General features: G+C 71.1%; 19 protein-coding genes. 11 read left to right on the forward strand and 8 right to left on the reverse strand.

Features of this window, described 5'->3' with window-relative positions:
- Position 1 precedes the first annotated feature (1 nt).
- Entirely contained in the window at positions 2-1123 is a 1122-nt protein-coding gene (gene dusB, locus ABD235_RS01585; protein WP_344168133.1) for a tRNA dihydrouridine synthase DusB, read from the forward strand.
- Between the two features lie 60 nt (positions 1124-1183).
- Here the strand turns inward: dusB and ABD235_RS01590 are convergent, their stop codons facing one another.
- The 3 genes from ABD235_RS01590 to ABD235_RS01600 form a co-directional block, all read right to left on the reverse strand.
- Positions 1184-1549 (reverse strand): hypothetical protein, encoded by a 366-nt coding sequence (locus tag ABD235_RS01590; protein WP_344168136.1) that lies wholly within the window; start codon positions 1547-1549, stop codon positions 1184-1186.
- Between the two features lie 8 nt (positions 1550-1557).
- Positions 1558-1812 carry a hypothetical protein gene (locus tag ABD235_RS01595; protein WP_344168139.1) on the reverse strand — a complete coding sequence of 85 codons (255 nt, stop codon included), beginning with the start codon at positions 1810-1812 and terminating at the stop codon, positions 1558-1560.
- 120 nt (positions 1813-1932) lie between these two features.
- A complete protein-coding gene (locus tag ABD235_RS01600) occupies positions 1933-2745 on the reverse strand; it encodes a DUF1028 domain-containing protein (RefSeq protein ID WP_344168142.1) in 813 nt (270 codons plus the stop codon).
- A 52-nt stretch (positions 2746-2797) separates the two neighbouring features.
- Here ABD235_RS01600 and ligD point away from each other — a divergent pair, with 52 nt between their 5' ends.
- The gene (gene ligD / locus ABD235_RS01605) at positions 2798-3772 is read left to right on the forward strand and encodes a non-homologous end-joining DNA ligase (RefSeq protein ID WP_344168145.1); all 975 of its coding nucleotides are present in this window, start codon (positions 2798-2800) and stop codon (positions 3770-3772) included.
- A gap of 4 nt (positions 3773-3776) precedes the next feature.
- Here the strand turns inward: ligD and ABD235_RS01610 are convergent, their stop codons facing one another.
- Positions 3777-4658, reverse strand: a complete 882-nt coding sequence (locus ABD235_RS01610) for a LysR family transcriptional regulator (RefSeq protein ID WP_344168148.1) — start codon at positions 4656-4658, stop codon at positions 3777-3779.
- 224 nt (positions 4659-4882) lie between these two features.
- On the opposite strand from ABD235_RS01610, the gene ABD235_RS01615 reads away from it, so the two are divergent.
- Positions 4883-6223: an MFS transporter gene (locus ABD235_RS01615; RefSeq protein ID WP_344168151.1), complete on the forward strand. Its 1341-nt coding sequence runs from the start codon at positions 4883-4885 to the stop codon at positions 6221-6223.
- On the opposite strand, the gene ABD235_RS01620 is transcribed toward ABD235_RS01615, so the two are convergent.
- The 3 genes from ABD235_RS01620 to ABD235_RS01630 are packed head-to-tail and all read right to left on the reverse strand — an operon-like array spanning position 6201 to position 11178.
- Positions 6201-9566, reverse strand: coding sequence for a hypothetical protein (locus tag ABD235_RS01620; protein WP_344168154.1), 3366 nt, complete (start codon positions 9564-9566; stop codon positions 6201-6203). The genes ABD235_RS01615 and ABD235_RS01620 overlap by 23 nt on opposite strands.
- Positions 9567-9591: 25 nt before the next feature.
- Complete coding sequence (locus ABD235_RS01625) at positions 9592-10566, reverse strand: small ribosomal subunit Rsm22 family protein (RefSeq protein WP_344168157.1); 975 nt, start codon at positions 10564-10566, stop codon at positions 9592-9594.
- 36 nt (positions 10567-10602) lie between these two features.
- Entirely contained in the window at positions 10603-11178 is a 576-nt protein-coding gene (locus tag ABD235_RS01630) for a TetR/AcrR family transcriptional regulator (protein ID WP_344168160.1), read from the reverse strand.
- A 112-nt stretch (positions 11179-11290) separates the two neighbouring features.
- Between ABD235_RS01630 and ABD235_RS01635 the strand changes: the two genes are divergently transcribed.
- Positions 11291-12220 carry an alpha/beta hydrolase gene (locus ABD235_RS01635; protein ID WP_344168163.1) on the forward strand — a complete coding sequence of 310 codons (930 nt, stop codon included), beginning with the start codon at positions 11291-11293 and terminating at the stop codon, positions 12218-12220.
- Positions 12221-12242: 22 nt separating this feature from the next.
- Complete coding sequence (locus ABD235_RS01640) at positions 12243-12956, forward strand: alpha/beta hydrolase (protein WP_344168166.1); 714 nt, start codon at positions 12243-12245, stop codon at positions 12954-12956.
- Here ABD235_RS01640 and mug read toward each other — a convergent pair.
- On the reverse strand, positions 12949-13512 hold the full coding sequence (gene mug / locus ABD235_RS01645; protein ID WP_344168169.1) for a G/U mismatch-specific DNA glycosylase: 564 nt from the start codon (positions 13510-13512) through the stop codon (positions 12949-12951). The two genes, ABD235_RS01640 and mug, sit on opposite strands and share 8 nt — an antisense overlap.
- A gap of 63 nt (positions 13513-13575) precedes the next feature.
- Here mug and ABD235_RS01650 point away from each other — a divergent pair, with 63 nt between their 5' ends.
- From ABD235_RS01650 to ppdK, 6 genes are all read left to right on the forward strand, one after another.
- Positions 13576-14289: a Clp protease N-terminal domain-containing protein gene (locus ABD235_RS01650; RefSeq protein ID WP_344168172.1), complete on the forward strand. Its 714-nt coding sequence runs from the start codon at positions 13576-13578 to the stop codon at positions 14287-14289.
- A gap of 9 nt (positions 14290-14298) precedes the next feature.
- Entirely contained in the window at positions 14299-15585 is a 1287-nt protein-coding gene (locus tag ABD235_RS01655; protein WP_344168175.1) for a serine hydrolase domain-containing protein, read from the forward strand.
- Positions 15582-16280 (forward strand): MerR family transcriptional regulator, encoded by a 699-nt coding sequence (locus ABD235_RS01660; RefSeq protein WP_344168178.1) that lies wholly within the window; start codon positions 15582-15584, stop codon positions 16278-16280. The genes ABD235_RS01655 and ABD235_RS01660 overlap by 4 nt, the downstream gene beginning before the upstream one ends.
- A 43-nt stretch (positions 16281-16323) precedes the next feature.
- Complete coding sequence (locus tag ABD235_RS01665) at positions 16324-17721, forward strand: ATP-binding protein (RefSeq protein WP_344168181.1); 1398 nt, start codon at positions 16324-16326, stop codon at positions 17719-17721.
- Between the two features lies 1 nt (position 17722).
- Positions 17723-19687, forward strand: coding sequence for a vWA domain-containing protein (locus ABD235_RS01670; protein WP_344168184.1), 1965 nt, complete (start codon positions 17723-17725; stop codon positions 19685-19687).
- 279 nt (positions 19688-19966) lie between these two features.
- Positions 19967-22633: a pyruvate, phosphate dikinase gene (gene ppdK / locus ABD235_RS01675; protein ID WP_344168187.1), complete on the forward strand. Its 2667-nt coding sequence runs from the start codon at positions 19967-19969 to the stop codon at positions 22631-22633.
- The last annotated feature ends 19 nt before the right edge of the window (positions 22634-22652 follow it).

The raw sequence follows: 22652 nt of genomic DNA on the forward strand, positions 1-22652 counted from the left end.
GATGCTCAAGCTCGGCAACCTCACCATCGACACCCCCGTCGTGCTCGCGCCGATGGCCGGGATCACCAACGCGGCGTACCGGCGGCTCTGCGCGGAGCAGGGCGCCGGGCTGTACGTGTGCGAGATGATCACCTCCCGCGGCATCGTCGAGGGGGACCAGAAGTCGCTCGACATGCTGACCTTCGACGAGCGCGAGACCGTGCGGTCGGTGCAGCTGTACGGCGTCGACCCGGTGTACGTCGGGCGCGCGGTCGAGCTGCTGTGCTCGGAGTACGGCGTCGCGCACGTCGACCTGAACTTCGGCTGCCCGGTGCCGAAGGTGACCCGCAAGGGCGGCGGCGCCGCGCTGCCGTGGAAGCGGAACCTGCTCGGCGCGATCCTGCAGTCCGCGGTGAAGGCGGCCACGCCGTACGACGTGCCGGTGACGATGAAGACCCGGATCGGGATCGACTCCGGGCACCAGACCTACCTGGACGCCGGGCGGATCGCCGAGGAGTCCGGCGCGGCCGCGATCGGGCTGCACGGGCGGACCGCGGCGCAGGCGTACTCGGGGCAGGCCGACTGGACCAAGATCGCCGAGCTGGTCGAGCACGTGAACATCCCCGTGCTCGGCAACGGCGACATCTGGGAGGCGTCCGACGCGCTGCGGATGGTCGATGAGACCGGGTGCGCCGGCGTCATCGTGGGCCGTGGGTGTCTCGGCCGGCCGTGGCTGTTCCGGGACCTCGCTGTCGCGTTCGCCGGCGGCGAGGCCCTCAACCTGCCGACGCTCGGCGAGGTCGCCACGGTGATGCGCCGCCACGGCGAGCTGCTGGCCGGGCTGATGGGGGAGCAGCGCGGGCTGCGCGACTTCCGCAAGCACGTCCCGTGGTACCTGAAGGGCTTCCCGGCCGGCGGCGAGCTCCGTGCCGCCCTCGGCATGGTCGACTCACTGGCCCGCCTGGACGAGCTCCTCACCCAGCTCGACCCGTCGGCGCCGTTCCCGGTCGCCGAGCTGGGCGCCCCCCGAGGCCGCCAGGGCTCGCCCCGGGATCACGTCGTCCTGCCGCACGGCTGGCTGGACGACACCGACGGCCTGAACACCGACCTGGCCGACGCCGAGATCGGCGTCTCCGGCGGCTGACCGCCCCTTGTCGCCAAGCCGAGCGGTCCGCCGGTCGCTCGGCGTTCCCCGCTGACTGCCTCAGCCGAAGCAGTCCTGGTTGGTGGTGGCGAGGGCGAGTTCGCCGACCTTCTTGGCGTCGTCGGTGGGGACGATCGAGTAGTACGCCGACTTGTTGCCGGGGACGGCGATCTGCAGGCCGTTGGGGCCGGCTTCGGCCTTCGGGAAGACCGACCGAACGTGCTTCATCGTCGTTCCGAGCTTGATGCCGTGGGGCGTGATCATCGTGTCCTGGGCGAAGATCGCGACCAGGCCGTGCTGCTTCGAGAAGTACAGTCCGACCGAGTTGGCCGGCGTGGGGTGCGCGGCCAGGTCGTACCCGTCGCAGCTGTCGGCGAACTTCTTCTGGCCGAGCAATCCGGTCGACTTGGCCTGCGCAACGGTCATGCCGAGCTTCAGCTTGCCGTAGCCGTTCGGTCGAGGACGACCGCCGCGGTGGCCGCCTGCGTGGTGGCCGCGACGGGCTTCGCCGGGTCGCTGCCGCCGCCGGTCGACGGCTTGCTGACCGGCGCCGACGCGCCGCCGACCGGCACCGGCGCTCCGCCCGCCGCGTTCGGCTGCGACCCGCACGCCGCGAGACCGAGCAGCGCGAGCATCGCGCCGGTGACGACCGCGGCGGACTTGAGGCGACGTGCGGAGGTGCTGACCATGACGATTTCTCCCCGTAGGTAAAGGCGTTTCGGTTGATGGTGCTGACTTCGACGCCGGTCTGCGAGAGAAGGTTGGTCGCGGCTGCGTAACAGTTGCGTGTCGGGGCCTAAGGCAACAAACTAGGAGCCCTGGGCTCGCAGCTGCTCGAGGACCAGGGGATCGAGCTGACCGTCGACGAGCCGCTCCTCGAAGTTCTCCGTACCGGCCCAGGCGTCGAGAGTGCTGTAACCGAGGCGGGCGAGTAGGGCGGTGACCTCCTCGGCCAGAGCGCCCTCCAGGGGGAGCAGAGTGGCCGGATCGGGCTTGCCGAAGTACAGGTTGTGAAGGCTGAGCAGGCGGCCGAGATCCTCGACGGGAGCGCGGTGGTCGTCGCTGCGGAGATCGATGGCAATGTCGAGCTGACCGCCGTACGCCGCTCCGGCGCGCCAGACGCGCAGCGCGGCGCTCTGGCGACCCCGGCTGTCGCCGCCGGCCTGGTCGCCCGCCGCCAACGCCCCGAGCAGACGCCGGTCGAACGGTTCGTCGGCCCCTTCACGCCACGCCTCCGCCATCGCGGGGACGACACCCGGTCCGGCCAAGATGTTGCCCTGTACCGCGAACCCGTCCCCGGCCAGCCCGCCGGCCCAGTCCATGCACTCCGGCCCGGTGTACGTCGCGCCTCGCCCGGCGGCGTCGACCACGCCGACCTGCCGACTGTCCCGCCCGCCATCTGCCGCGATCAGCCGCTCGACCACCTCATCGGCTGACAACCCCTCGCTCAGCAGGTCGAGCCCGTCCGGCCCGTACGACAGGTTCGCCGACGCCTGAGTGGCCACCGCTCCGGCGCCTGCCCGTCCCCACGGCACCACGGCCCCCACCGCGAGGAACTTCGAGGCCACCGCAACACCCCACGACGCCGACTCCACGTCGTACGCCACGATCGAGAACGTCATTCCTCGGTTCCTTCCAGGTCTGAATGGGCCGCGAGCAGTTTAGGCTCGGCAGATGGCGAGCACACCGGACGAGACGCGGGACGGGGTCGAGCTGACCAACCTCGATCAGCCGTTGTTCGACGGCGCGGAGGCGACGAAGCGGGACTTGGTCGACTACCTCGACGCGGTGCACGCGCGGATGCTGCCGGAACTGCGGGAGCGGCCGCTGACGGTGAAGCGGGTGCGGCCGCGGCAGCAGCCGTTCATGCAGAAGAACGTGCCCAAGTACACGCCCGAGTGGGTGAAGACGGTGACGATCTGGGCCGAGGCGTCCAAGCGCGAGGTGTCGTACGCGCTCTGCGACGACCGGCGCACGCTGCTGTGGTTCGCGAACCAGCGGGCCGTCGAGTACCACCCGACGCTGATGCGCGCCGACCGCTGGGACCGGGTGACGCACCTGGTGCTGGACCTCGATCCGCCGGAGGGCGACGAGACCTTCGGGCTCGCGGTCCAGGCCGCGCACCTGGTCCGGCAGGCGCTGACCGATTCCGGGCTGCAGGGCGCGGTGAAGACCAGCGGCGCGAAGGGCGTGCACGTGTACGTCCCGATCGACGACCAGATCTCGATCGAGGACGCCGCCGCGGCAACCCGCGCGCTGGCGGCGCGTGCGGAGCGGATCGACCCGGCCGTGGCCACCACGGCGTACATCAAGGAGGACCGCGGCGGGAAGGTCTTCGTCGACTCGACCCGCGCCGGCGGCGCGACGGTCGTCGCGGCGTACAGCCCGCGGATCCGTCCCGGGACACCGGTGTCGTTCCCGGTCGGCTGGGACGACCTCGACAACGTCTCGCCGCGCGACTTCACCGTCCGGACCGCGCCCGGCCTGCTCGCGTCGGCCGACCACTGGGCGGCGGAGCTGCCCGCGCCGCAGTCGCTTCCCGAGGACCTGCTCGAAGAGGGACGCGCGATCCCGATCGCGCGCGTCGTTGCCATGCACGAAGGCAAACGCCGGGCCAAGGCCCGTCGCGACGCGGAGGAGGACAGCTAGGGGCTCAGACCTGGGACAGGGCGTAGAGCAGGCTGCGCAGCGGCTCGGACTCATCCGGCGTCTCACGCCACAGGAGCCGTAGCTGCAGAGGTGGCGTGGCGGTGTCGACGGCCCCGAGGCGGCCCGCCTCCAGATCACCCCGTACGACGAAGTCCGGCAGCACCGCCACACCGCGTCCCGCCGCAACCCACTCGCGGACCTGCGCGAGCCCACCCACCGAGATCAGGTCGACCTCAGGCCCGAGCCACCGCTGCGTCGCCAGCCAGAACGAGCACCGGCTCTCTTGCCCGACCAGCGTCGCGCCGTCCCGGATCTCGGCGGCCGCGACCGGCCGCCCCAGCAACGGGTGCCCGGCGCTCGCGACGGTCACCATCGGCACCTCGCGCACATCGACGAACGCCGTCGGGACCTCAGGCTCGGCATAGCCGAGTTCGCCGATCCGGGAGCCGGTGTCGAGCAGCAGCGCCGCGTCGAGTTCGCCGCGTTCGAGTGCTGAGAGCAGCTTGGCGCGGTCCGGCTCCGGCCGGAGCTGCGCGACGAGTTCCGGGCGCCGCCGCCGGAGATCATCCAGTACGCCGGGCAGCAGCGCGTCCGCGATCGACGCCTGCGCGCCGACCACGACGACCGAGTCGGCGCTGGTCAGCTGCTCCGCCGCCGCGTCGAGCGCCTCCAGGGCGGAACCTGCGGCAGCCAGGTAGGCGCGCCCGGCAACGGTCGGGCGCATCCCGGAGCGGTCGCGGGTGAAGAGCGGCGCCCCGAGGTCGGCCTCCAGGCGGCGGACCCGGTCCGACACCGACGACGCGGCCAGGCCCTGGACGGCGGCGGTGCGGTTCACCGTGCCGTGCTGGACGAGCGCGATCGCCGTGCGCAGGTGGTCGACGTTCACGCGGGCAGTGTAGGCAACCGGCGATGGCAGGGGCATTCGGATTTCCCGAATGCCCTTTCGGCGACGCCGGTCGAGATCAAGGGCCGCCCCGACGAGTCTGTGCTGAGCCGCACCGAGGTCGCCTCGCGCGACCCGCCATCACCTCGCGTCGGGGAAACCCCCGGTGCTCCGCCACCATCTCGCGCCAGGCCGACCCCTGGTGCTCCGTCGACAGATTGGCGCTCATGTCCGGTAGTTCGACCATCCCACGCTCGACCACCACCCGTCCCGTGCTGCTCGGGATCTCGCTGGCCTACTTCATGGTGCTGCTCGACACCACCGTGCTGGCCGTGGCCGGCCCCGACCTGATCGCGGCGCTGCCCACGGACGTGATCGGCGTCGGCTGGGCGACCACGGCGTACACGATGGCGCTCGCCGCGGCGCTGGTGCTCGGCGGCAGCCTCGCCGACCGACTCGGCGCGGACCGGGTCTTCCGGGTCGCCAGCGCCGGCTTCGGGATCGTCTCGCTGGCCTGCGCGGTCGCGCCGAATCTCGGGACGCTGCTGCTGGGGCGGGCAGTTCTCGGGCTGTTCGCGGCGGGCGTCGTACCGAGCTCGATGGCTCTGCTCGCGGCTCTGTACGCGAAGCCGGACGACCGGACCCGGGCGATCAGTTGGTGGGCCGCGATCAGCGGCGCGGCGATGGCCGTCGGGCCGGTGCTCGGCGGCTGGCTCGTCGAGCTGTCTGGCTGGCGAGCGGTCTTCGTGATCAATGCGCCGCTGGCGGTCGTCGTGCTGCTGCTGTGCCGGAAGCGGCTCGGCGTGGCCAGACATCCTCGGGTCATTTCGCCGATACCTCACCTCGGACTGGCGGCGACGCTGGCCGCGCTGACCTTGGCCATCACCGAAGCCGGTCAGTTGCACTGGGCGACAGCCTTCGGAGCCGGCTGCGCAACGCTGGTGCTGGCGGCCGTCACCGTCCGCGCCGACCGGCGATCCGTTGCTCCGCTGGTACCGGACGTGCTGCGGCGGAACCGGCCGGTCTGGAGCGCTTTCGCGTGGGGGACCCTGGTCAACTACGCGCTGACCACCGTGCTGTTCGCCGTACCGCTGGTCGTTGCCGAGGGCTCCTTGTCGGTCGGGATCACGTTGCTGCCGATGACCGTGCTGGTGGCGGTGAATCCACTGCTCACCGGGCGGCTGGTCCGGCGGTTCGGGCCCTTAGTGCCGATCCGGCTGGGATTCGCCGCGTTCGCGATCGGGCTGTCGGCGGTTGCCGTCGCACTAATGGGGGATCAGCGTCCCGTCGTACTGGCTGCCGGTCTGCTCGGCTGTGGGCTCGGAGTTTCGTGGACCCTTCCGCCGCTGGTCGGCTTCGCGGTGAGCAACGCGCCCGCCGGCGCGACCGGTGCGGTCGGCGGCATCCTCAACGCGATGCGTCAGGTCGGCGCGACGGTCGGTGCCGCGACGGCGGGTGCGGTGCTCACCGTGCAGGCCGGTGGTGTGGTGGTGTTCGTGGTGGCCGCCGGGCTATGCGTGGTCGGGTTGCTGCTGACGGTGCGCGTCAGTTCTCCGGGCTCGTCATGAGCTCCAGGGCGCGCTCGCGGACGTCCGGGTCGTGGTGGTTGCGTAGGGCAACGAGGAGGGCGCGCCAGGTGGAGTTCCAGCCGGTCCGCGGGCCGGCGGCGGAGATCAGGGCGTGGGTGAGGAGGCCGTCGGTGAGCGCCGGGCTGGTGACCAGTTGGGCGGCGACCGGGTAGAGGTCGTCGGGGGTCCAGTGGGCTTCGATGCGGCCCAGGTGGTTGGCCAGAAGATCGGCTGCCTTGGCCGCGGCGAGTGGGCGGTCGGTGCGGAGGAGGGCCAGGTCCTCGGCCAGATGAGCTGGGTGCAGGGCGGCCGTGAGGAGCTTGTGGCGGAGCTGCAGGTACGGCGTGGCGGTGAGCTCGTCGGCGATCGGGCGCAGGACCTGGCGCGTGTCGATCGATCGGTGCGACAGGGTCCTGACCAGGTTGTCGACGACTCTGGTCAGGCGCTGGCGGGCGGGGTGGTCGCGGTCGGGAAGCGCGTCGGGGACCAGGGGGTTGTTCTCGAGGCGGACGAGGAGGCGCACCGAGCCGATGAGTTCGTCGAGGCCGCGGTCCGGGCTGGTCGCGACGATGCCGACGAGCGCGGTCGCGGCGCTGGTCCAGGTGCGGGAGCTGAGGTCGGTGATGAACGCAGCGATGACGGGCGGGACGGCGTTGTTCCAGTTCGCCCAAGGCTGCAGGGCGAGGACGGCGGCGCGGGCAACCTCGGGCTCGGGGCGGTTCGTGACGGCAATGAGCAGGTCGGCGTACCGAGAGCGGTACGTGGTAGCGAGCCCGTACGGCGTGCGCTGCGTGAGGACCGTCGCGGTGGCGGCGCTGTCGTGGACGGCCTGCTGGAGCAGGGCCCAGCTGGCGGGCTCGTGCAGCAGGTACTGCGAGGCGGCGCTGGTGATCGCGGCCCGGACGTCGCGGTGGGCGTTGCCCCAGGCATCGGTCAGTACGGCGGCGGCTCCGGGGGCGCGGAGTTCGCCCAGAAGGCGGGCGGCTTCCTTGCGGGAGGTCACCTTGATGCCTTCGCCGGTCAGGACCGGGTGCAGCAGACCGGGGAGCGTGCTCGGGCGGACGAAGCGGGCGACTCGGGTCGCGGCGTAGACGGCTACCCGGGCGCGGTCGGTGCCGGCGTACTGGAGGAGCTGGGGGAGCGCGAGCTGGGGCTGGTCGGACCAGGAGAGTGCGCGGAGCGCGGCTTCTTGGAGGAGGACACTGTCGTTGGCGAGGTACGGCTCCACGGCGGCGGGGCCGATCGTCGGGAGCTGGCCGAGCATGAGGATGGCTTCGGCGCGGGTCCACTCGGCGAGCCGGGCGTCGTCGGCGACGGTGGCCACCACCTCGGCGTACCGGCGGTGCTGGCGGGGGAGCCAGTGACGGAGCGTCGAGCCTCCGACTCGCCAGGGGGCGTGGCTCTTGGTGAAGAGTTCGCTGCGGGCGGGGTCGGCCAGGACGACGTCCAGCAGGTCGGTGCGGACCTGCGTGACGGCCGACCAGACGGCGTCCCACTGGACCATGCCGGGGTCGCGGGCGATGATGCGGCCGACGCGTTCGGCGCGGGTCGCCGGCGGGCTGAGCCAGTGCGCGGCGGCGGTGCCGACGGTGAACTCCTGGTTGGACCAGAGTGCGACCTCGAGCAGGCCTTGCAGGTGGTCGTTGTCCCAGCCCCGGCGGTCGAACGCGCTGGACACGGCGAAGAGAAGCTTGAACTCGGTCCGTTCGGCAGCGCTCTCCAGGTACGGGCGTAGCGCGTCGTAGACCGCGGCCTCGCGGCCGCGCGGCAGGCCGTCGAGGAGGCCGTCGAGGTCGACGGCACCGCGGTTCTGCGTGAGCGCGGCGTGCGCGTCGAGGCCCCAGGCGAGGAGGTCGGACTGGTTGCGCTGGGCCCCTTGATGGACGGCGTGGCGGGCGAGTTCGGTCAGCGCGGCGCGGCTCGGCCAGGAGGTGTCGCGGGCTTCGAGGGCGTCGGTGAGCAGCGTCTGGAGGGGCGCCACGAGTTGGTCGTCGAGTACGGACGGCGGGAGGGCAGCGGCGGCTTCGAGCACGGACTGACGTACTGGGTCGCGGTCGTTGCGTACGCGGGTTGCCCAGGAGAGCGCGTGCTGGACCGACTCCAGCTGCCGGGATCGCCCGGCGGCGTGGACGACGGCGCGGTAGACGGCGGCGCGGTCTGCTGCCTCGGCGCGGGTGATCTCGGGTTCGAGCAGGGCGAAGGCTTCGTCGTACGGGAGGTACGCCGTGATTTCCCATCGGCGATGCGGCTCTTCGGCGATGTCGGGCAGGGTGAGCATGCGGCGCGCCTGCTCGGTGCGGGTGGCTCGCGGCAGCACGTCCAGGAGTGCGGCGGGGAGCTCGCGGAGTTCGAGGTCAGCGGTGACCGAGGCGAAGACGCGTGCGCGGCGCGACGGCGGGAGATCGCTGAGCAGTCCGCTGAGGTTGGGCCAGAGCAGGCGGCCGAGGGCGGACAGGTCGTCGTCGGAGTACCGGTGAAGGCGGCGGCGGACTGCTGGGGTGAGGGCTCTGGACAGGCTGTTCGCTCGGTCGGGTGCCAGGAGCAGGGCGAGTACGCCGGCAGGGTCGAGATCGATCAGCCGGCCGAGGACCTTGACGATTGCCCAGGGGAGGGCGTCGGGGGCGATCGCTTCCTTGATCAGCGCGAACGCCCGGGGTGCGTCGTGGTCGAGAGCCGCGGTGACGCCGTACCCGACGCCCTGCCACCACTCGTCGCGGTCGGAGCCGGTCGGCAAGGTCGCGGTCGCGTGGTCGAGGACGACCTGCGGGTGGCGGCGGGTCAGGCGTTCCCACTGGCCGGAGGAGAAGCAGTATGCGAGTTCGGGGAGGAGCCGGCGGACGGTTGCGTCGTCGGTGCTGTCGAGCAGCGCCGCGGCGTACTGGTCGCCCCAGCGGTCGCGCTGCTCGTCGATCAGCCGGGCGGCTAGCAGTTGGCGGCCGGTACGGCGGATGACCTGCAACAGGCGCGGGCGGAGTGCGGCCGGTGCGTCGTCGTGGAGAATCCGCAGCTCGTCGTCGGAGACCGTCGCCGCGTCCGTCTCGGTGGAGTCGGCCGTGCTGGTTGACGAGGCGCGGCGGCTCCAGCGGCCGACGGCCGCGAGGGCCTGGGCCTGGACGGTGGGCTCGGGGTCGTGGAGCAAGCGGGTGACGTAGGCGGCGTCGCCGGTGATCTGGGCGATGCGGAGGCCGATGACGCGGTGGTCGGCGGGGCCGGTGGAGAGGTCGGTGAGGAGTTCGTCCAGGGCCGGGGTGCCGCGCAGGCGCAGGGCCTGGTCGGCGATCGCGCGCACGCGTTCGCCGTACGGGAGGGCATCGATCGACCGGAGCAGGTCAGCGGCACGCATGCGCACATCCTGCCGACCCGGGGTGTCAGGTCGGCCAGGGGTCGCCGAAGTCGGTGTCGCGGGCGGCGCGGTAGAGGGGGCCCTGGCGTTTGGAGACGAGCTCCTCGCGGAGTTCGCCGGTGCCGGCGCAGAGGCGCAGCGAGACCAGGCCCTTGCGCTGCTGGGGATGGCGGAGGACGCGGTTCGCGGCGTGGGCGCGCAGGGTCGGGCTGGTGACGACGTACGAGAACTTCTCGTCCTCGAAGCCGAGCTCGGCGCCTTTGGTCCGGCGGTGGACGGCGCTGCGGTTGACGCGGCTGGTGAAGTGGCACCAGTCGCGGCCGCGCGGAATCGGGCAGGCGAGGTCGTGCGGGCAGGGCGCGATCACGCTGTGGCCGGCGGCGATGAGCTGGTCCCGGGCGGCGACGATGCGTTCGTAGCCGCCGGGGGTGCCGGGCTCGATCAGGGCGACCAGGCCTTGCTGGGTGGCGAGTTGGGCGACGAGCTTCTGTTGCTGTTCGGTGGAGAGTTCGCTGAGGACGTACGAGACGGTGACGAGGTCGGCGGACTCGAAGGTGGACTGGTCGAGGCGGCCGGTGGTCCAGCTGGTCGCGCGGACGGCTGGGGACTCGGCGTTCGCGGCGAGTTTCTTGCCTAGGGCAATGGCTTCGGTGACCTGCTCGAGCACGGTCACGCTCGCCAGCGACGGCCAGACGTCGGTCGCGGCCCAGACCGCGGAGCCGGTGCCGCCGCCGATGTCGAGCTGCTGGGCCGGCTCGAAGTCGGGGAGTTGCAGCGTGGCTTGTTCGAGCGTCGACCGGACGGCGGCGAAGGTCGCCGGCATCCGGTACGCCGAGTAGGTGAGTACGTCGGCGGGCGACGCCATGATCGGTGAGGTCGCCGCTTGCTCCTCGCGGTACCGAGTGCTGAGCCGCTGGAAAGCGCTCGTGAGCTGCGCCGCCGGGACGCTGCTCACCGCTGCCTCGAGCGCACCGCGCAGATCCTGTGGCAGCTCAGCCATCTTCCGTCCTTCGTCAGCCCTACGAACCCGCAGATCCTAGTCGGCGGGCAGCGAAACCTGCATCAGGAGCACCGCTGCCTCCCGCGCTCGCCGGGCGGGCTGGGCCGAACCTGAAATCGCCGACGTGGTGATCGCGCCCTCGCTGAGCAAGATCAAGTGGTCGGCCAACTGCTGTGGATCAGCCGCGTTGGCAGCCGCAGCCAGTTCCGTGAGGGCCTGCCGGAAGCCCGCCTTGTGCTGCTGGGCCAGCTCGGCGACCCGCGGCGACACCGCGCCCAGCTCGCCGAACGAGTTGATGAACGCGCACCCGCGGAAGTCCTTCTGCGTGAACCACGTGTGCAGGAACTCGAACACCGCCAGGATCCGCTCCCGCGGGTCGGTCGCGGCGTCGACGTGCTCGGCGAGCATGTCCTTCCACTGCTGGTCGCGCTGGTGCAGGTACGCCTCGATCAGCGCGTCCTTCGACGGGAACAGCTGGTAGAGCCGCTTCAGCGAGACCCCGGACGCGGTCCGGATCGCGTCCATCCCGACGGACTGGACCCCGCGCTCGTAGAACAGCGCGTCCGCCGCCTCCAGCACCTGCCGCTGCGCGGTCGCCGTGTCGATCGCCATCGTCCTGCCTCCAGTGTGATCCCAGGCACCCCGCTTGCGCGGAGAACCATCGTTCTCCTAGAGTACACACCACCGAGGAGAACGCCCGTTCTCACATCTGGAGGAGAGTCCGATGACCGTTCTGGAGCCCGCCGCCCAAGCCTTCGCCGACGCGACCGCGCAGCCGCCGTTCCTGTTCCAGCTCGACCCGGCCGACGGCCGCAAGCTGGTCGACGAGGTGCAGACCACCGACTACCCGAAGCTCGGAGTCGACGAGGAGTGGATCACCGTCGCCGACGGCACCAAGGCCCGGATCGTCAAGCCGGCCGGTACGACGGACGAGCTGCCGGTGATCCTCTACATCCACGGCGCCGGCTGGGTGTTCGGCAACGCGCACACCCACGACCGCCTGGTCCGCGAGCTCGCCGTCGGCGCAAACGCCGCGGTCGTCTTCCCGGAGTACGACCTGTCGCCCGAGGTCCGCTACCCGCACGCCGTCGAGCAGGCCTACTCGGTCGCCCGCTGGATCGTTGCTGAAGGCAAGATCAAGGGCCTGGACGCGACCCGGCTGGCGATCGCCGGCGACTCGGTCGGCGGCAACATGACCGCGGCCGTGACGCTGCTGGCCAAGGAGCGCGGCGACCTGACCTTCAAGCAGCAGGTGCTGTTCTACCCGGTCACCGACGCGTCGTTCGACACCGCGTCGTACCAGGAGTTTGCCGAGGGCTACTTCCTGCAGCGTGAAGGAATGAAGTGGTTCTGGGACCAGTACACGACCGACGAGGCCGAGCGGAACCAGATCACCGCGTCCCCGCTGCGGGCGACGACCGAGCAGCTGACCGGTCTGCCGGCCGCGCTGGTGATCACCGGTGAGGCCGACGTCCTGCGCGACGAAGGCGAGGCGTACGCCGCGAAGCTGCGCGAGGCCGGCGTCGCGGTGACCGCCGTACGGTTCGGTGGAATCATCCACGACTTCGTGATGTTGGACGCATTGCGGGACACGCACGCCGCGACCGCCGCGATCGACCTGGCCGTCAGCACCCTGCGCTCCGCACTGGCTTGACCCACCGAGAGGACCTTCCGAGATGACCACGAACAACACCACCGTCGTACTCGTGCACGGCGCGTTCGCCGACGGTGGCAGCTGGAACGGCGTGATCGACCTGCTCCAGAAGGTCGGCGTCGACGTCGTCGCGGTACCGAACCCGCTGCGCGGCCTGACGCCCGACGCGGCGTACGTCGGGAGCGCGGTCCGGCAGATCGACGGGCCGGTCCTGCTCGTCGGTCACTCGTACGGCGGCGCGGTGATCAACAAGGCGGCGCAGGGCCTGGACAACGTGGTCGGCCTGGTTCACGTCGCGGCCTTCGTGCCGGACGAGGGTGAGAGCCCGGCCAGCATCTCCGCGAAGTTCCCGGACACGCCCTTCGGCGCGGCGATCCGGCCGGCGTTGTTCCCGCAGCCGGACGGCACCGAGGCGCCGGAGCTGCGGCTCGACCCGGCGGCGTACCCGGAGGTGTTCGCGGCGGACCTGCCGATCGAGGTGAGCCGCGTGCTCGCGGCGAGCCAGCGTCCGGTCGCGGCGCAGGGGCTCGAGGAGGAGTTCACCGGCGAGCCGGCCTGGAAGAAGCTGCCGACCTGGAACCTGGTCGCCACGCAGGACCAGGCGATCCACCCCGACGCCGAGCGCTTCATGGCTCAGCGGGCCGGTGGGACGACGATCGAGGTCGAGGGTTCGCACTCCGTCGCGGTGTCGCAGCCGGAGGCGGTCGCCGACTTCATCCTCAAGGCGCTCAGCTAGCGGTTCGCCCGGGCGCCGGATCGCTCTGATCCGGCGCGGGGGCGAGGTCCGGAAGCCCGGCGGCGACGCGAAGTTCGCCGTACACGAGCGCGAGTTTCGGCAACGTGTAGTGCGCGTTCAGCCCGCTCGGATTCGGCAGGACCCAGACCCGGGTCCGGCCGATCACGCGCTCCTGCCGGCCGATCGCCGCCTTGGGCAGGCCGAAGGCGTCCCGGTACGCCGTGACGCCGACGACCGCGAGCCAGTCAGGTCCGAACTCGAGGACCTTGCGCTCCAGGTTCTCGCCACCCGCCCGGAACTCCGCCTTGGTCAGCTCATCCGCGCGGGCCGACGGCCGGTCGACGACGTTGGTGATGCCGAGATCGAGGTCGAGCAACTCGCGCTGCTCGGCGGGCTTGAAGATCCGCGGCGTGAAACCGGCGAGGTGCAACGCGGGCCAGAAGCGGTTGCCGGGCCGGGCGAAGTGGTGGCCGGTCTCGGCGGAGACCAGTCCGGGATTGATGCCGCAGAAGAGGACGCGAAGGTCCGGCCTGATCAGGTCGCCGAGCGGTTGCATGCGCACACTGTAGATCGTCAACCAAGGGTTGACGCGCCGAGGTCGTCAACCTACGGTTGACGCATGACTCCCGGACCTGACCTGCAGCAACTCATCGACACCATCCGGACCGACACCGGCAGCGACGACGTGCTCGAGCAGCTCGCCACCGCGTCCAGCACGATCACCGACCTGACCGCCACCTCCGACGCCGCCCTCGGCTACTTCGTCGACCGCGCCCGCGGCGCGGGCAAGTCGTGGGTCGAGATCAGCTCCGTGCTCGGCGTCAGCAAGCAGGCCGCGCACAAGCGGTTCGCCGACTCCTGGCCGGTCAAGCTCGACCTCGAGCGGTTCACGCTGCGCACGAAGGTGGTCATCCAGGCCGCCTCGGGCATCGCTCGCGAGCGCGGTCAGGGTTTCGTCGGCACCGAGCACCTGCTGCTCGGCCTGTTCACCGAGCCGCAGTCGATCGCCACCCTCCTGATGACCCAGGCCGGCCTCACCGAGGACGCAGTGCTGGCCGCGGTCGACGCCGAGGCCCCGCCGACCGCCGCCGGCGACGTCGCGCCGGCGGACGAGCTGCCGATGACTCCGCGCGCGTCCCACGTGATCGGTTATGCGACCGAGGAAGCGCTGCTGCTCGGCCACAACTACATCGGCACCGAGCACCTGCTGCTCGCCTTCTACCACTTCCCGGGCGGGGTCGCGGCCAAGGTGCTGAACGAGCTCGGCCTGTCCGAGCAGGCCGCCCGCGACGGCGTGCGGGCCGCGCTGGAGGCGCTGACGAAGGGCAAGTAGTTTGGCCTCGTGCCTGACTGGACCGCGAGACTGACGCACCTGGCCGCCAAGTACGACGTACCGGGCGCGGTCCTCGGAGTGTGGGTCGACGGCGAGCAGACGATCACGCCGTACGGCGTCCTGAACCGGCGGACCGGCGTCGCGACGACGGCCGACTCGGTCTTCCAGATCGGCTCGGTGACCAAGCCCTGGACGGCGACGATGATCGTCCAGCTGGCGGCCGAGGGCCGGCTGGCGCTGGACGACGCGGTGGTCGAACTGTTGCCCGAGGCATCGATCGACCAGCGGATCACGGTTCGGCAGCTGCTGACCCACACCAGCGGGATCGACGGCGACGTGTTCACCGACACCGGACGCGGCGACGACTGCGTCGAGCGGTACGTCGCGCTGCTGGCCGACGTACCGCAGCTGTTCGAGCCCGGTACGGCGTACTCGTACTGCAACGCGGGGTTCGTGCTGCTCGGCCGGATCGTCGAGGTGCTCGACGGCCGGACCTGGGACGCGTCGCTCCGGGCCCGGTTGGTCGAGCCGCTCGGCCTGACCGCGACGGTGACGCTGCCGGAGGAGGCGATCCTGCATCGCGCCGCGGTCGGGCACGTCGCCGGCGACGGATCGGTCGTGTCGACCTGGCAGCTGCCGCGCAGCATCGGACCGGCGGGGACGATCACGTCGACGGCCGAGGACCTGCTGAAGTTCGCGCAGCTGCACCTGGACCAGTACGCCGAGATGCGCGAGCCGCAGGTCGGCGTCCCGGGCGGGACCGGCGGACTGGCGGAGATCGGGCTCACATGGCGGCTGTACGACTGGCAGGGCCGGCGGCTGTTCGGGCACGACGGCGAGACGATCTCGCAGCTCGCGTTCCTCCGGATCGACCCCGAGGCCAGGATCGCGTTCTGCCTGCTGACGAACTCGGGCAACGCGCCGGCGCTGTTCGAGGAGCTCGCGACGGAGATCTTCAGCGCTCACACAGGTGTGGGCGTGCCGGCCCGGCCCGAGCCGGCCGCGGCGGCGGAGACTGGTGCAGGCGATCGGCACGTGGGCCGGTACGCCCGCGAGAGCGTCGCGATGGAGGTCGCGCGCCGCGACGGCAAGCTGATGCTCACCTACCAGGCGACCGGCGATCGGCTCGCCTTCGCCGAGCGGCCGGTGGTCGAGTTCGAGCTGCTGCCGACCGAGCCGCTTGACGGCGACCACTTCGTCCTCCGCGAGTCCGACGACCAGCCGTGGACGCCGGTCACCTTCCGGCCGACCTACCTGTTCACCTCCGGCCGCGTCACGCCCAGGGTCGACGGATGAGGAGTCTGCGCCCGGTCGATCTCGCTCGGAGGGTCGGGGTGTCGACCCAACTGATCCGCAACTACGAAGCGGCTGGCGTACTCCCCGAAGCGCCGCGGACCGAGAGCGGCTACCGCCAGTACGACGAACAGCACCTCGACGCGTTGCTCACGTACCGCGCGCTGGCCCCGGGATTCGGCGCCGAGAGCTCGCAACTGATCATGCGCGCGGTCCACGACGGCGACATCGAGCTGGCACTGCGTGTGATCGACCAGAGCCACGCCGAGCTGCACGAGCAACGACGAGCGACGGATACGGCCAGCGAGGCCCTCGGCGCGGCGGCCGAGCAGTTCCTCGACGGCCAGCCGGTCTCCGGCCCGCCGCTGCGCGTCGGCGAGCTGGCCCATCAGCTCGGGATCAGGACCTCGGCGCTGCGGGTCTGGGAGGCCGCCGGGCTGCTCACACCGGCCCGGGAGCGGGGGACGAACTACCGCCGTTACCAGCCCGATCAGGTCCGCGACGCCAGGATCATCCACATGCTGCGGCAGGGCCGGTACGGCTTCGACCAGATCCGGCCGGTGCTCGAAGGGCTTCGCCGTACGGGGAGTACGGAGGCGCTCAGAGCAGCCGTCGCGGAGCGACGGGCCGCGCACGACCGCTGTACGAGGGCCATGTTGCACGGCGCCGCGTTACTGGATGCCTACCTCAACCGGTGAAATCCCGGGCCTTTGTTGGGGTGAGCGAGCTAACGTCGTCAGAGTGACTAGTGCACCTGCTGACCTTCCCCGGAAGGCCGGCGAGCTTCGCGCCGCCGGTTACCTTTCCCGCACCATCAAAGCCGAGATCCGCGACAACCTGCTGACCAAGCTGCGCGCCGGCGACGACCCGTGGCCCGGCATCGTCGGGTTCTCCCGAACCGTCGTTCCCCAGCTCGAGCGGGCACTGCTCGCCGGGCACGACGTCGTCCTGCTCGGTGAGCGCGGCCAGGGCAAGACCCGCCTGCTGCGCACGCTGATCGGGCTGCTCGACGAGTGGACCCCCGTGATCGAGGGAGCGGAGCTGCCCGAGCACCCGCTCGACCCGATCACGCCGGCGTCGAAGCGCCGGGCCGCCGAGCTCGGCGACGACCTGCCGGTGACCTGGCTGCACCGCGACCTGCGGTACGCCGAGAAGCTGGCGACGCCGGACACCTCGGTCGGTGACCTGATCGGCGACGTCGACCCGGTCAAGGTCGCCGAGGGGCGCAGCCTCGGCGACCCCGAGACGATCCACTTCGGCCTGGTTCCCCGGGCGCACCGCGGGATCGTCGCGATCAACGAGCTGCCCGACCTGGCCGAGCGGATCCAGGTCGCGCTGCTGAACGTGATGGAGGAGCGCGACATCCAGGTCCGCGGCTACACGCTGCGGCTGCCGCTCGACGTGTTGCTGGTGGCAACGGCCAACCCCGAGGACTACACCAACCGTGGCCGGATCATCACGCCGCTGAAGGACCGCTTCGGCGCCGAGGTCCGGACCCACTACCCACTCGACGTGGACGCCGAGGTCGACGTCGTACGGCAGGAGGCGCACCTGACCGCCGAGGTCGGGGAGCCGCTGCTGGAGGTGCTGGCGCGGTTCGTCCGGCACCTGCGGGAGTCGACGGCGATCGACCAGCGCTCGGGTGTCTCCGCGCGGTTCGCTGTCGCTGCTGCCGAGACGGTTGCTGCTGCCGCGCTGCGTCGGTCGGCGATCACCGGCGAGGAGCCGGCCGTTGCCAGGCCGGTCGACCTCGACGCCGTGCCCGCCGTACTGCGGGGCAAGCTCGAGTTCGAGCCGGGCGAAGAGGGCCGGGAGACCGAGCTGCTGGAGTACCTGCTGCGGCGGTCGGTGGCCGACACGGCGCGCGAGCGGTTCGCCGGGCTCGACCTGACGCCGCTGGCGAACGCCGTTGCCGAGGGCCACTTGGTGACGACCGGTGAGCGGATCCCCGGGCGCGACGTGCTGTCGGCGCTGCCCGAGCTGCCGGTGCTGCACGACGTCGCCGCTCGCGCGGGCGTCGACCCGGACGACTCGCCGGGCCGGATCGCGGCCGCGGTCGAGCTGGCGCTGGAGGCGCTCTACCTGTCGAAACGACTCGCCAAGGACGCCGACGACGACACGACCGTCTACGGAGCCTGACATGACGGCGGCGATTCCCGAGGGCTGGTCGTACGGGCCCTGGCACGAAGGGCCCGATCCGCTGGCGCCGCCGGTGGATCTGCGGGACGCGCTCGACGAGCTCGGCCAGGACGTGATGGCCGGCTCGTCGCCGCGGTCCGCGCTGGAGGAGCTGCTCCGCCGCGGCACCCGGAACACGCAAGGCCTGGACGATCTCACCCGCCGGCTCTGGGAGCGGCGGCGCGAGATCCAGTCCCGGCACAACCTCGAAGGCACCCTGCGCGACGTCCAGCGACTGCTCGACGAAGCGCTGGAGGCCGAGCGGCACGACCTGTTCCCGAACCCGTCCGACGACGCCCGGTTCCGGGAGGCCCAGCTCGACGCGCTTCCCGCCGGTACGGCGGCCGCCGTACGGGAGCTGGCGGAGTACGACTGGCAGTCACCTCAGGCGCGGCAGAAGTACGAGGAGATCCGTGAGCTGCTCGGCAAGGAGCTGCTCGGGTCGCGCTTCGAGGGCATGAAGGAGGCCCTGCAGAACACCACGCCCGAGGACGTTGCGCGGGTCAACGAGATGCTGGCCGATCTCAACGCCCTGCTGGCCGCGCACGCGCAGGGCCGGCCGGACGTGGACCAGCTGTTCGAGCAGTTCATGGCCAAGCACGGCGAGTTCTTCCCGGAGAACCCGCGGAACGTCGACGAGCTCATCGACGCGCTGGCCCGGCGAGCCGCCGCGGCGCAACGGATGATGAACTCGATGACGCCCGAGCAGAGGGCCGAGCTGGCCCAGCTTTCCCAGCAGGCGTTCGGCAGTCCTGAGCTGTCGCAGCAGTTGCAGCAGCTGGATTCGCAGCTGCAGGCGCTGCGACCGGGCGAGGACTGGTACTCGGGTGAGCAGATGAGCGGCGACGACCCGCTAGGCCTGGCCGAGGGCGCGCGGGCGATGAACGACCTCGCCGAGCTGGACGCGTTGGCCGAGCAGCTGTCGCAGTCGTACCCGGGTGCGCGGTTGGAGGACATCGATCTGGATGCCCTGACCCGGCAGCTTGGGGACGAGGCGACGGTCGATGCTCGACGGTTGAGTGAGCTGGAGCGCGAGCTGCGCAACCAGGGCTTGCTGGAGCGCGCTCCGGACGGTTCGTTGCGGCTCTCGCCAAAGGCGCTGCGCCAGCTCGGGCAGACCGCGCTGTCCGACGTACTGCGGGCTGCTCGTGGGCAGTCGGGCGAGCGCGAGTCGGCGGCGTCCGGCGCCGCGGGGGAGTTGAGCGGTTCGACTCGCCAGTGGCAGTTCGGCGACACCCAGGCGTGGGACGTGCCGAAGACCGTGCGCAACGCCGTACTGCGTAATGCCGGTGTCGGTGCGGGTGGTGTCCGGCTGGACGTCGCCGACGTAGAGATCGCCGAGACCGAGCACCGCGCGCGGGCAGCGGTCGCGTTGCTGGTGGACACCTCCTGGTCGATGGTCCAGGAGAACCGCTGGCTCCCGATGAAGCGGACGGCGCTCGCGCTGCACCAGCTCATCTCGACCCGCTACCGCAACGACGCGCTGCAGCTGATCACCTTCGGCCGGTACGCCGGGGTGGTGGAGCTGCCGCAGCTGATCGGGCTCGAAGGCACCTGGGAGCAGGGCACCAACGCGCACCACGCGCTGCTGCTCGCGGGCCGGCACCTGCGCCGGCACCCGGACGCGCAACCCGTCGTCCTGATGGTGACGGACGGGGAGCCGACAGCTCACCTGGAGCCGGACGGTACGGCGGAGTTCTCGTACCCGCCGGAGCCGGCGACGCTGCGCAAGACGATCTTCGAGGTGGACCGGCTGGCCAAGCTCGGTGCCTCGCTGACCGTCTTCCGGCTGGGCGACGACCCGCGGCTGGAGAAGTTCGTCGACCTGCTCGCGCGCCGCAGCGGCGGCCGCGTGCTGGCCCCCGACGCCGACGGTCTCGGCGCGGCCGTGGTCGGCGACTACCTGCGGACCCGACGCAAGCTCTGAGACAAGGCCGAAGCAGGGTGTGTACCCACCTCGAAGGTGGGTGACACCCTGCTTCGGCGTTTCGACGGAAAAACGTCCCGATGTCCTGCGTTGTCAACGTGGTAAGGGGTTTCCGCCGATCCCCGTGTGGGGAGCGTCACGGTCTCAACGTGAGACCAGTGTTCAAGTGGACTGGTTTTTGGGCTTACTCTGAAAAGACGCCCCCGCCACCGGAGTCGACGGGCCAGTGGTCACCACACCGCGCCCTTTCCCGCATCGCTCGAACACCTGGGAGTGACTGTGCCGAAACTCGTCTACGACTTCGCCGAAGGCAACAAGGACATGTTGGAACTCCTCGGCGGGAAGGGGGCGAACCTGGCCGAGATGACCAACCTCGGCCTGCCGGTGCCGCCCGGTTTCACCATCTCCGCCGAGGCCTGCAAGGTCTACCTGGCCACCGGTTCGGTGCCCGCGGAGCTGGCCGACGAGATCGACCACCACGTCGACGCACTGCAGCAGAAGATGGGCAAGAAGCTCGGCCAGGCCGACGACCCGCTGCTGGTCTCGGTCCGTTCCGGTGCCGCCGTGTCGATGCCCGGCATGATGGAGACGGTCCTCAACGTCGGCCTCAACGACGACTCGGTGAACGGCCTGGCGCACCAGTCCGGCAACCCGCGGTTCGCCTGGGACGCCTACCGGCGGCTGATCCAGATGTTCGGCAAAACCGTGCTGGGCATGGAAGGCGACGTCTTCGAGGACGCGATCGAGGCCGCCAAGCAGGCCAAGGGCACCACGAACGATCTCGACCTGGACGCCGACGACCTCGAGGCGCTGGTCGACACGTTCAAGGCCGCGGTCCGTGAGCACACCGGTCGCGACTTCCCGCAGGACCCGCGCGAGCAGTTGGACCTGGCGACCGAGGCGGTGTTCGGCTCGTGGAACTCCGAGCGCGCCATCCTCTACCGCCGTCAGGAGCGGATCGCGGCCGACCTCGGCACCGCGGTGAGCGTCTGCTCGATGGTGTTCGGCAATCTCGGCATGGACTCCGGCACCGGCGTCGCGTTCACCCGCGACCCGTCCAGCGGTCAGCCCGGCGTGTACGGCGACTACCTGCAGAACGCGCAGGGCGAGGACGTCGTGGCCGGCATCCGCAACACCGTCCCGCTGGCCGACCTCGAGCAGATCGACAAGACGTCGTACGACGCGCTGATGGAGATCATGGCCACGCTCGAGGGCCACTACAAGGACCTGTGCGACATCGAGTTCACCGTCGAGCGCGGCAAGCTGTGGATGCTGCAGACGCGGGTCGGCAAGCGCACCGCGGCGGCCGCGTTCCGGATCGCGACCAGCCTGGTCGACGAGGGCATGATCGACACCGACGAGGCGCTGAAGCGGGTCAAGGGCGCGCAGCTCGCGCAGCTGATGTTCCCGCGGTTCGACTCCGACGCGTCGAAGGAGCTGATCACCAAGGCGATCGGCGCCTCGCCCGGGGCCGCGTCCGGCAAGGTCGTGTTCACCTCGGCGGCCGCCGTCGAGGCGGCCGATCGGGGCGAGAAGGTCATCCTGGTACGGCGGGAGACGAACCCCGACGACCTGCACGGGATGATCGCGGCGCAGGGCATCCTGACCAGCCGGGGCGGCAAGACCTCCCACGCCGCGGTGGTCGCGCGGGGGATGGGCAAGACCTGTGTGTGCGGGGCCGAGGAGCTCGACGTCAACGTGGCGGCCGAGAAGGTCACCGTGAACGGGACGACGTTCGGCCCGGGGGAAATGATCTCGATCGACGGTACGACGGGCGAGGTGTTCCTCGGCGAGGTGCCGGTCGTGCCGTCGCCGGTCGTGCAGTACTTCGAGGGCTCGCTCGCGCCGGACGCGGGCGACGAGTTGGTGGCGTCGGTGCACCGGTTGATGACGCACGCCGACGAGATCCGGCGGCTCGGCGTACGGACGAACGCGGACACCGCGGACGACGCGGCGCGGGCCCGGCGGTTCGGTGCCCAGGGCATCGGTCTGTGCCGGACCGAGCACATGTTCCTCGGCGAGCGGCGGGAGTCGGTCGAGCGGCTGATCCTGTCCGAGAACGACGCCGAGCGGGACGCGGCGCTGGCCGAGCTGGAGCCCTTGCAGCGTGGGGACTTCCTGGAGCTGCTGGAGGCGATGGACGGGCTGCCGGTGACGATCCGGCTGATCGACCCGCCGCTGCACGAGTTCCTGCCGTCGATGGAGGACCTCGCGGTGAAGGTCGCGCTGGCCAAGGAACGCGGGGAGGAGCCGGGCCACGAGGTGAAGCTGCTGGCCGCGGTCCAGCGGCTGCACGAGCAGAACCCGATGCTCGGGCTGCGCGGCGTACGGCTCGGGCTGATGATCCCGGGGCTGTTCGCGATGCAGGTACGGGCGATCGCCTCGGCGGCGGCCGAACTGCGCAAGGCCGGAAAGGACCCGCGGCCGGAGATCATGATCCCGCTGGTCGGCGCGATCCAGGAACTGCAGCTGGCCCGCGACGAGGTCGAGGGCGTGCTGAACGAAGTCGCTGAAGCCTCTGGAGTCGAGTGGAGTACCCCGATCGGCACGATGATCGAGTTGCCGCGGGCCGCGGTGATCGCGGACCAGATCGCCGAGGCGGCGGACTTCTTCTCCTTCGGCACCAACGACCTGACCCAGACCACCTGGGGCTTCAGCCGCGACGACGTCGAGGGGTCGTTCTTCTCGCGCTACCTGGAGAAGGGCATCTTCGCCGTCTCGCCGTTCGAGTCGATCGACCGCGAGGGCGTCGGCAGCCTGATCCGGACCGGGGTCGAGCGCGGCCGGGCCACCCGCCCGGACCTCAAGCTCGGCATCTGCGGCGAGCACGGCGGCGACCCGGACAGCATCCACTTCTTCCACGAGGTCGGCCTGGACTACGTGTCCTGCTCGCCGTTCCGCATCCCGGTGGCCCGCCTGGAGGCGGGCCGCGCCACCCTCGACTGACGCCCAGGGCGCCGTACCG

Origin of the sequence: Kribbella lupini (assembly GCF_039529595.1) — a bacterium.
In the GTDB taxonomy this organism is placed as follows: domain Bacteria; phylum Actinomycetota; class Actinomycetes; order Propionibacteriales; family Kribbellaceae; genus Kribbella; species Kribbella lupini.

What these genes read in the sequence shown, in the direction of transcription:
- dusB (WP_344168133.1), top strand. Translation starts at nt 2, where the DNA reads ATGCTCAAGCTCGGCAACCTCACCATCGACACCCCCGTCGTGCTCGCG.
- ABD235_RS01590 (WP_344168136.1), bottom strand. Translation starts at nt 1,549, where the DNA reads ATGACCGTTGCGCAGGCCAAGTCGACCGGATTGCTCGGCCAGAAGAAG.
- ABD235_RS01595 (WP_344168139.1), bottom strand. Translation starts at nt 1,812, where the DNA reads ATGGTCAGCACCTCCGCACGTCGCCTCAAGTCCGCCGCGGTCGTCACC.
- ABD235_RS01600 (WP_344168142.1), bottom strand. Translation starts at nt 2,745, where the DNA reads ATGACGTTCTCGATCGTGGCGTACGACGTGGAGTCGGCGTCGTGGGGT.
- ligD (WP_344168145.1), top strand. Translation starts at nt 2,798, where the DNA reads ATGGCGAGCACACCGGACGAGACGCGGGACGGGGTCGAGCTGACCAAC.
- ABD235_RS01615 (WP_344168151.1), top strand. Translation starts at nt 4,883, where the DNA reads ATGTCCGGTAGTTCGACCATCCCACGCTCGACCACCACCCGTCCCGTG.
- ABD235_RS01620 (WP_344168154.1), bottom strand. Translation starts at nt 9,566, where the DNA reads ATGCGTGCCGCTGACCTGCTCCGGTCGATCGATGCCCTCCCGTACGGC.
- ABD235_RS01625 (WP_344168157.1), bottom strand. Translation starts at nt 10,566, where the DNA reads ATGGCTGAGCTGCCACAGGATCTGCGCGGTGCGCTCGAGGCAGCGGTG.
- ABD235_RS01630 (WP_344168160.1), bottom strand. Translation starts at nt 11,178, where the DNA reads ATGGCGATCGACACGGCGACCGCGCAGCGGCAGGTGCTGGAGGCGGCG.
- ABD235_RS01635 (WP_344168163.1), top strand. Translation starts at nt 11,291, where the DNA reads ATGACCGTTCTGGAGCCCGCCGCCCAAGCCTTCGCCGACGCGACCGCG.
- ABD235_RS01640 (WP_344168166.1), top strand. Translation starts at nt 12,243, where the DNA reads ATGACCACGAACAACACCACCGTCGTACTCGTGCACGGCGCGTTCGCC.
- mug (WP_344168169.1), bottom strand. Translation starts at nt 13,512, where the DNA reads ATGCAACCGCTCGGCGACCTGATCAGGCCGGACCTTCGCGTCCTCTTC.
- ABD235_RS01650 (WP_344168172.1), top strand. Translation starts at nt 13,576, where the DNA reads ATGACTCCCGGACCTGACCTGCAGCAACTCATCGACACCATCCGGACC.
- ABD235_RS01660 (WP_344168178.1), top strand. Translation starts at nt 15,582, where the DNA reads ATGAGGAGTCTGCGCCCGGTCGATCTCGCTCGGAGGGTCGGGGTGTCG.
- ABD235_RS01670 (WP_344168184.1), top strand. Translation starts at nt 17,723, where the DNA reads ATGACGGCGGCGATTCCCGAGGGCTGGTCGTACGGGCCCTGGCACGAA.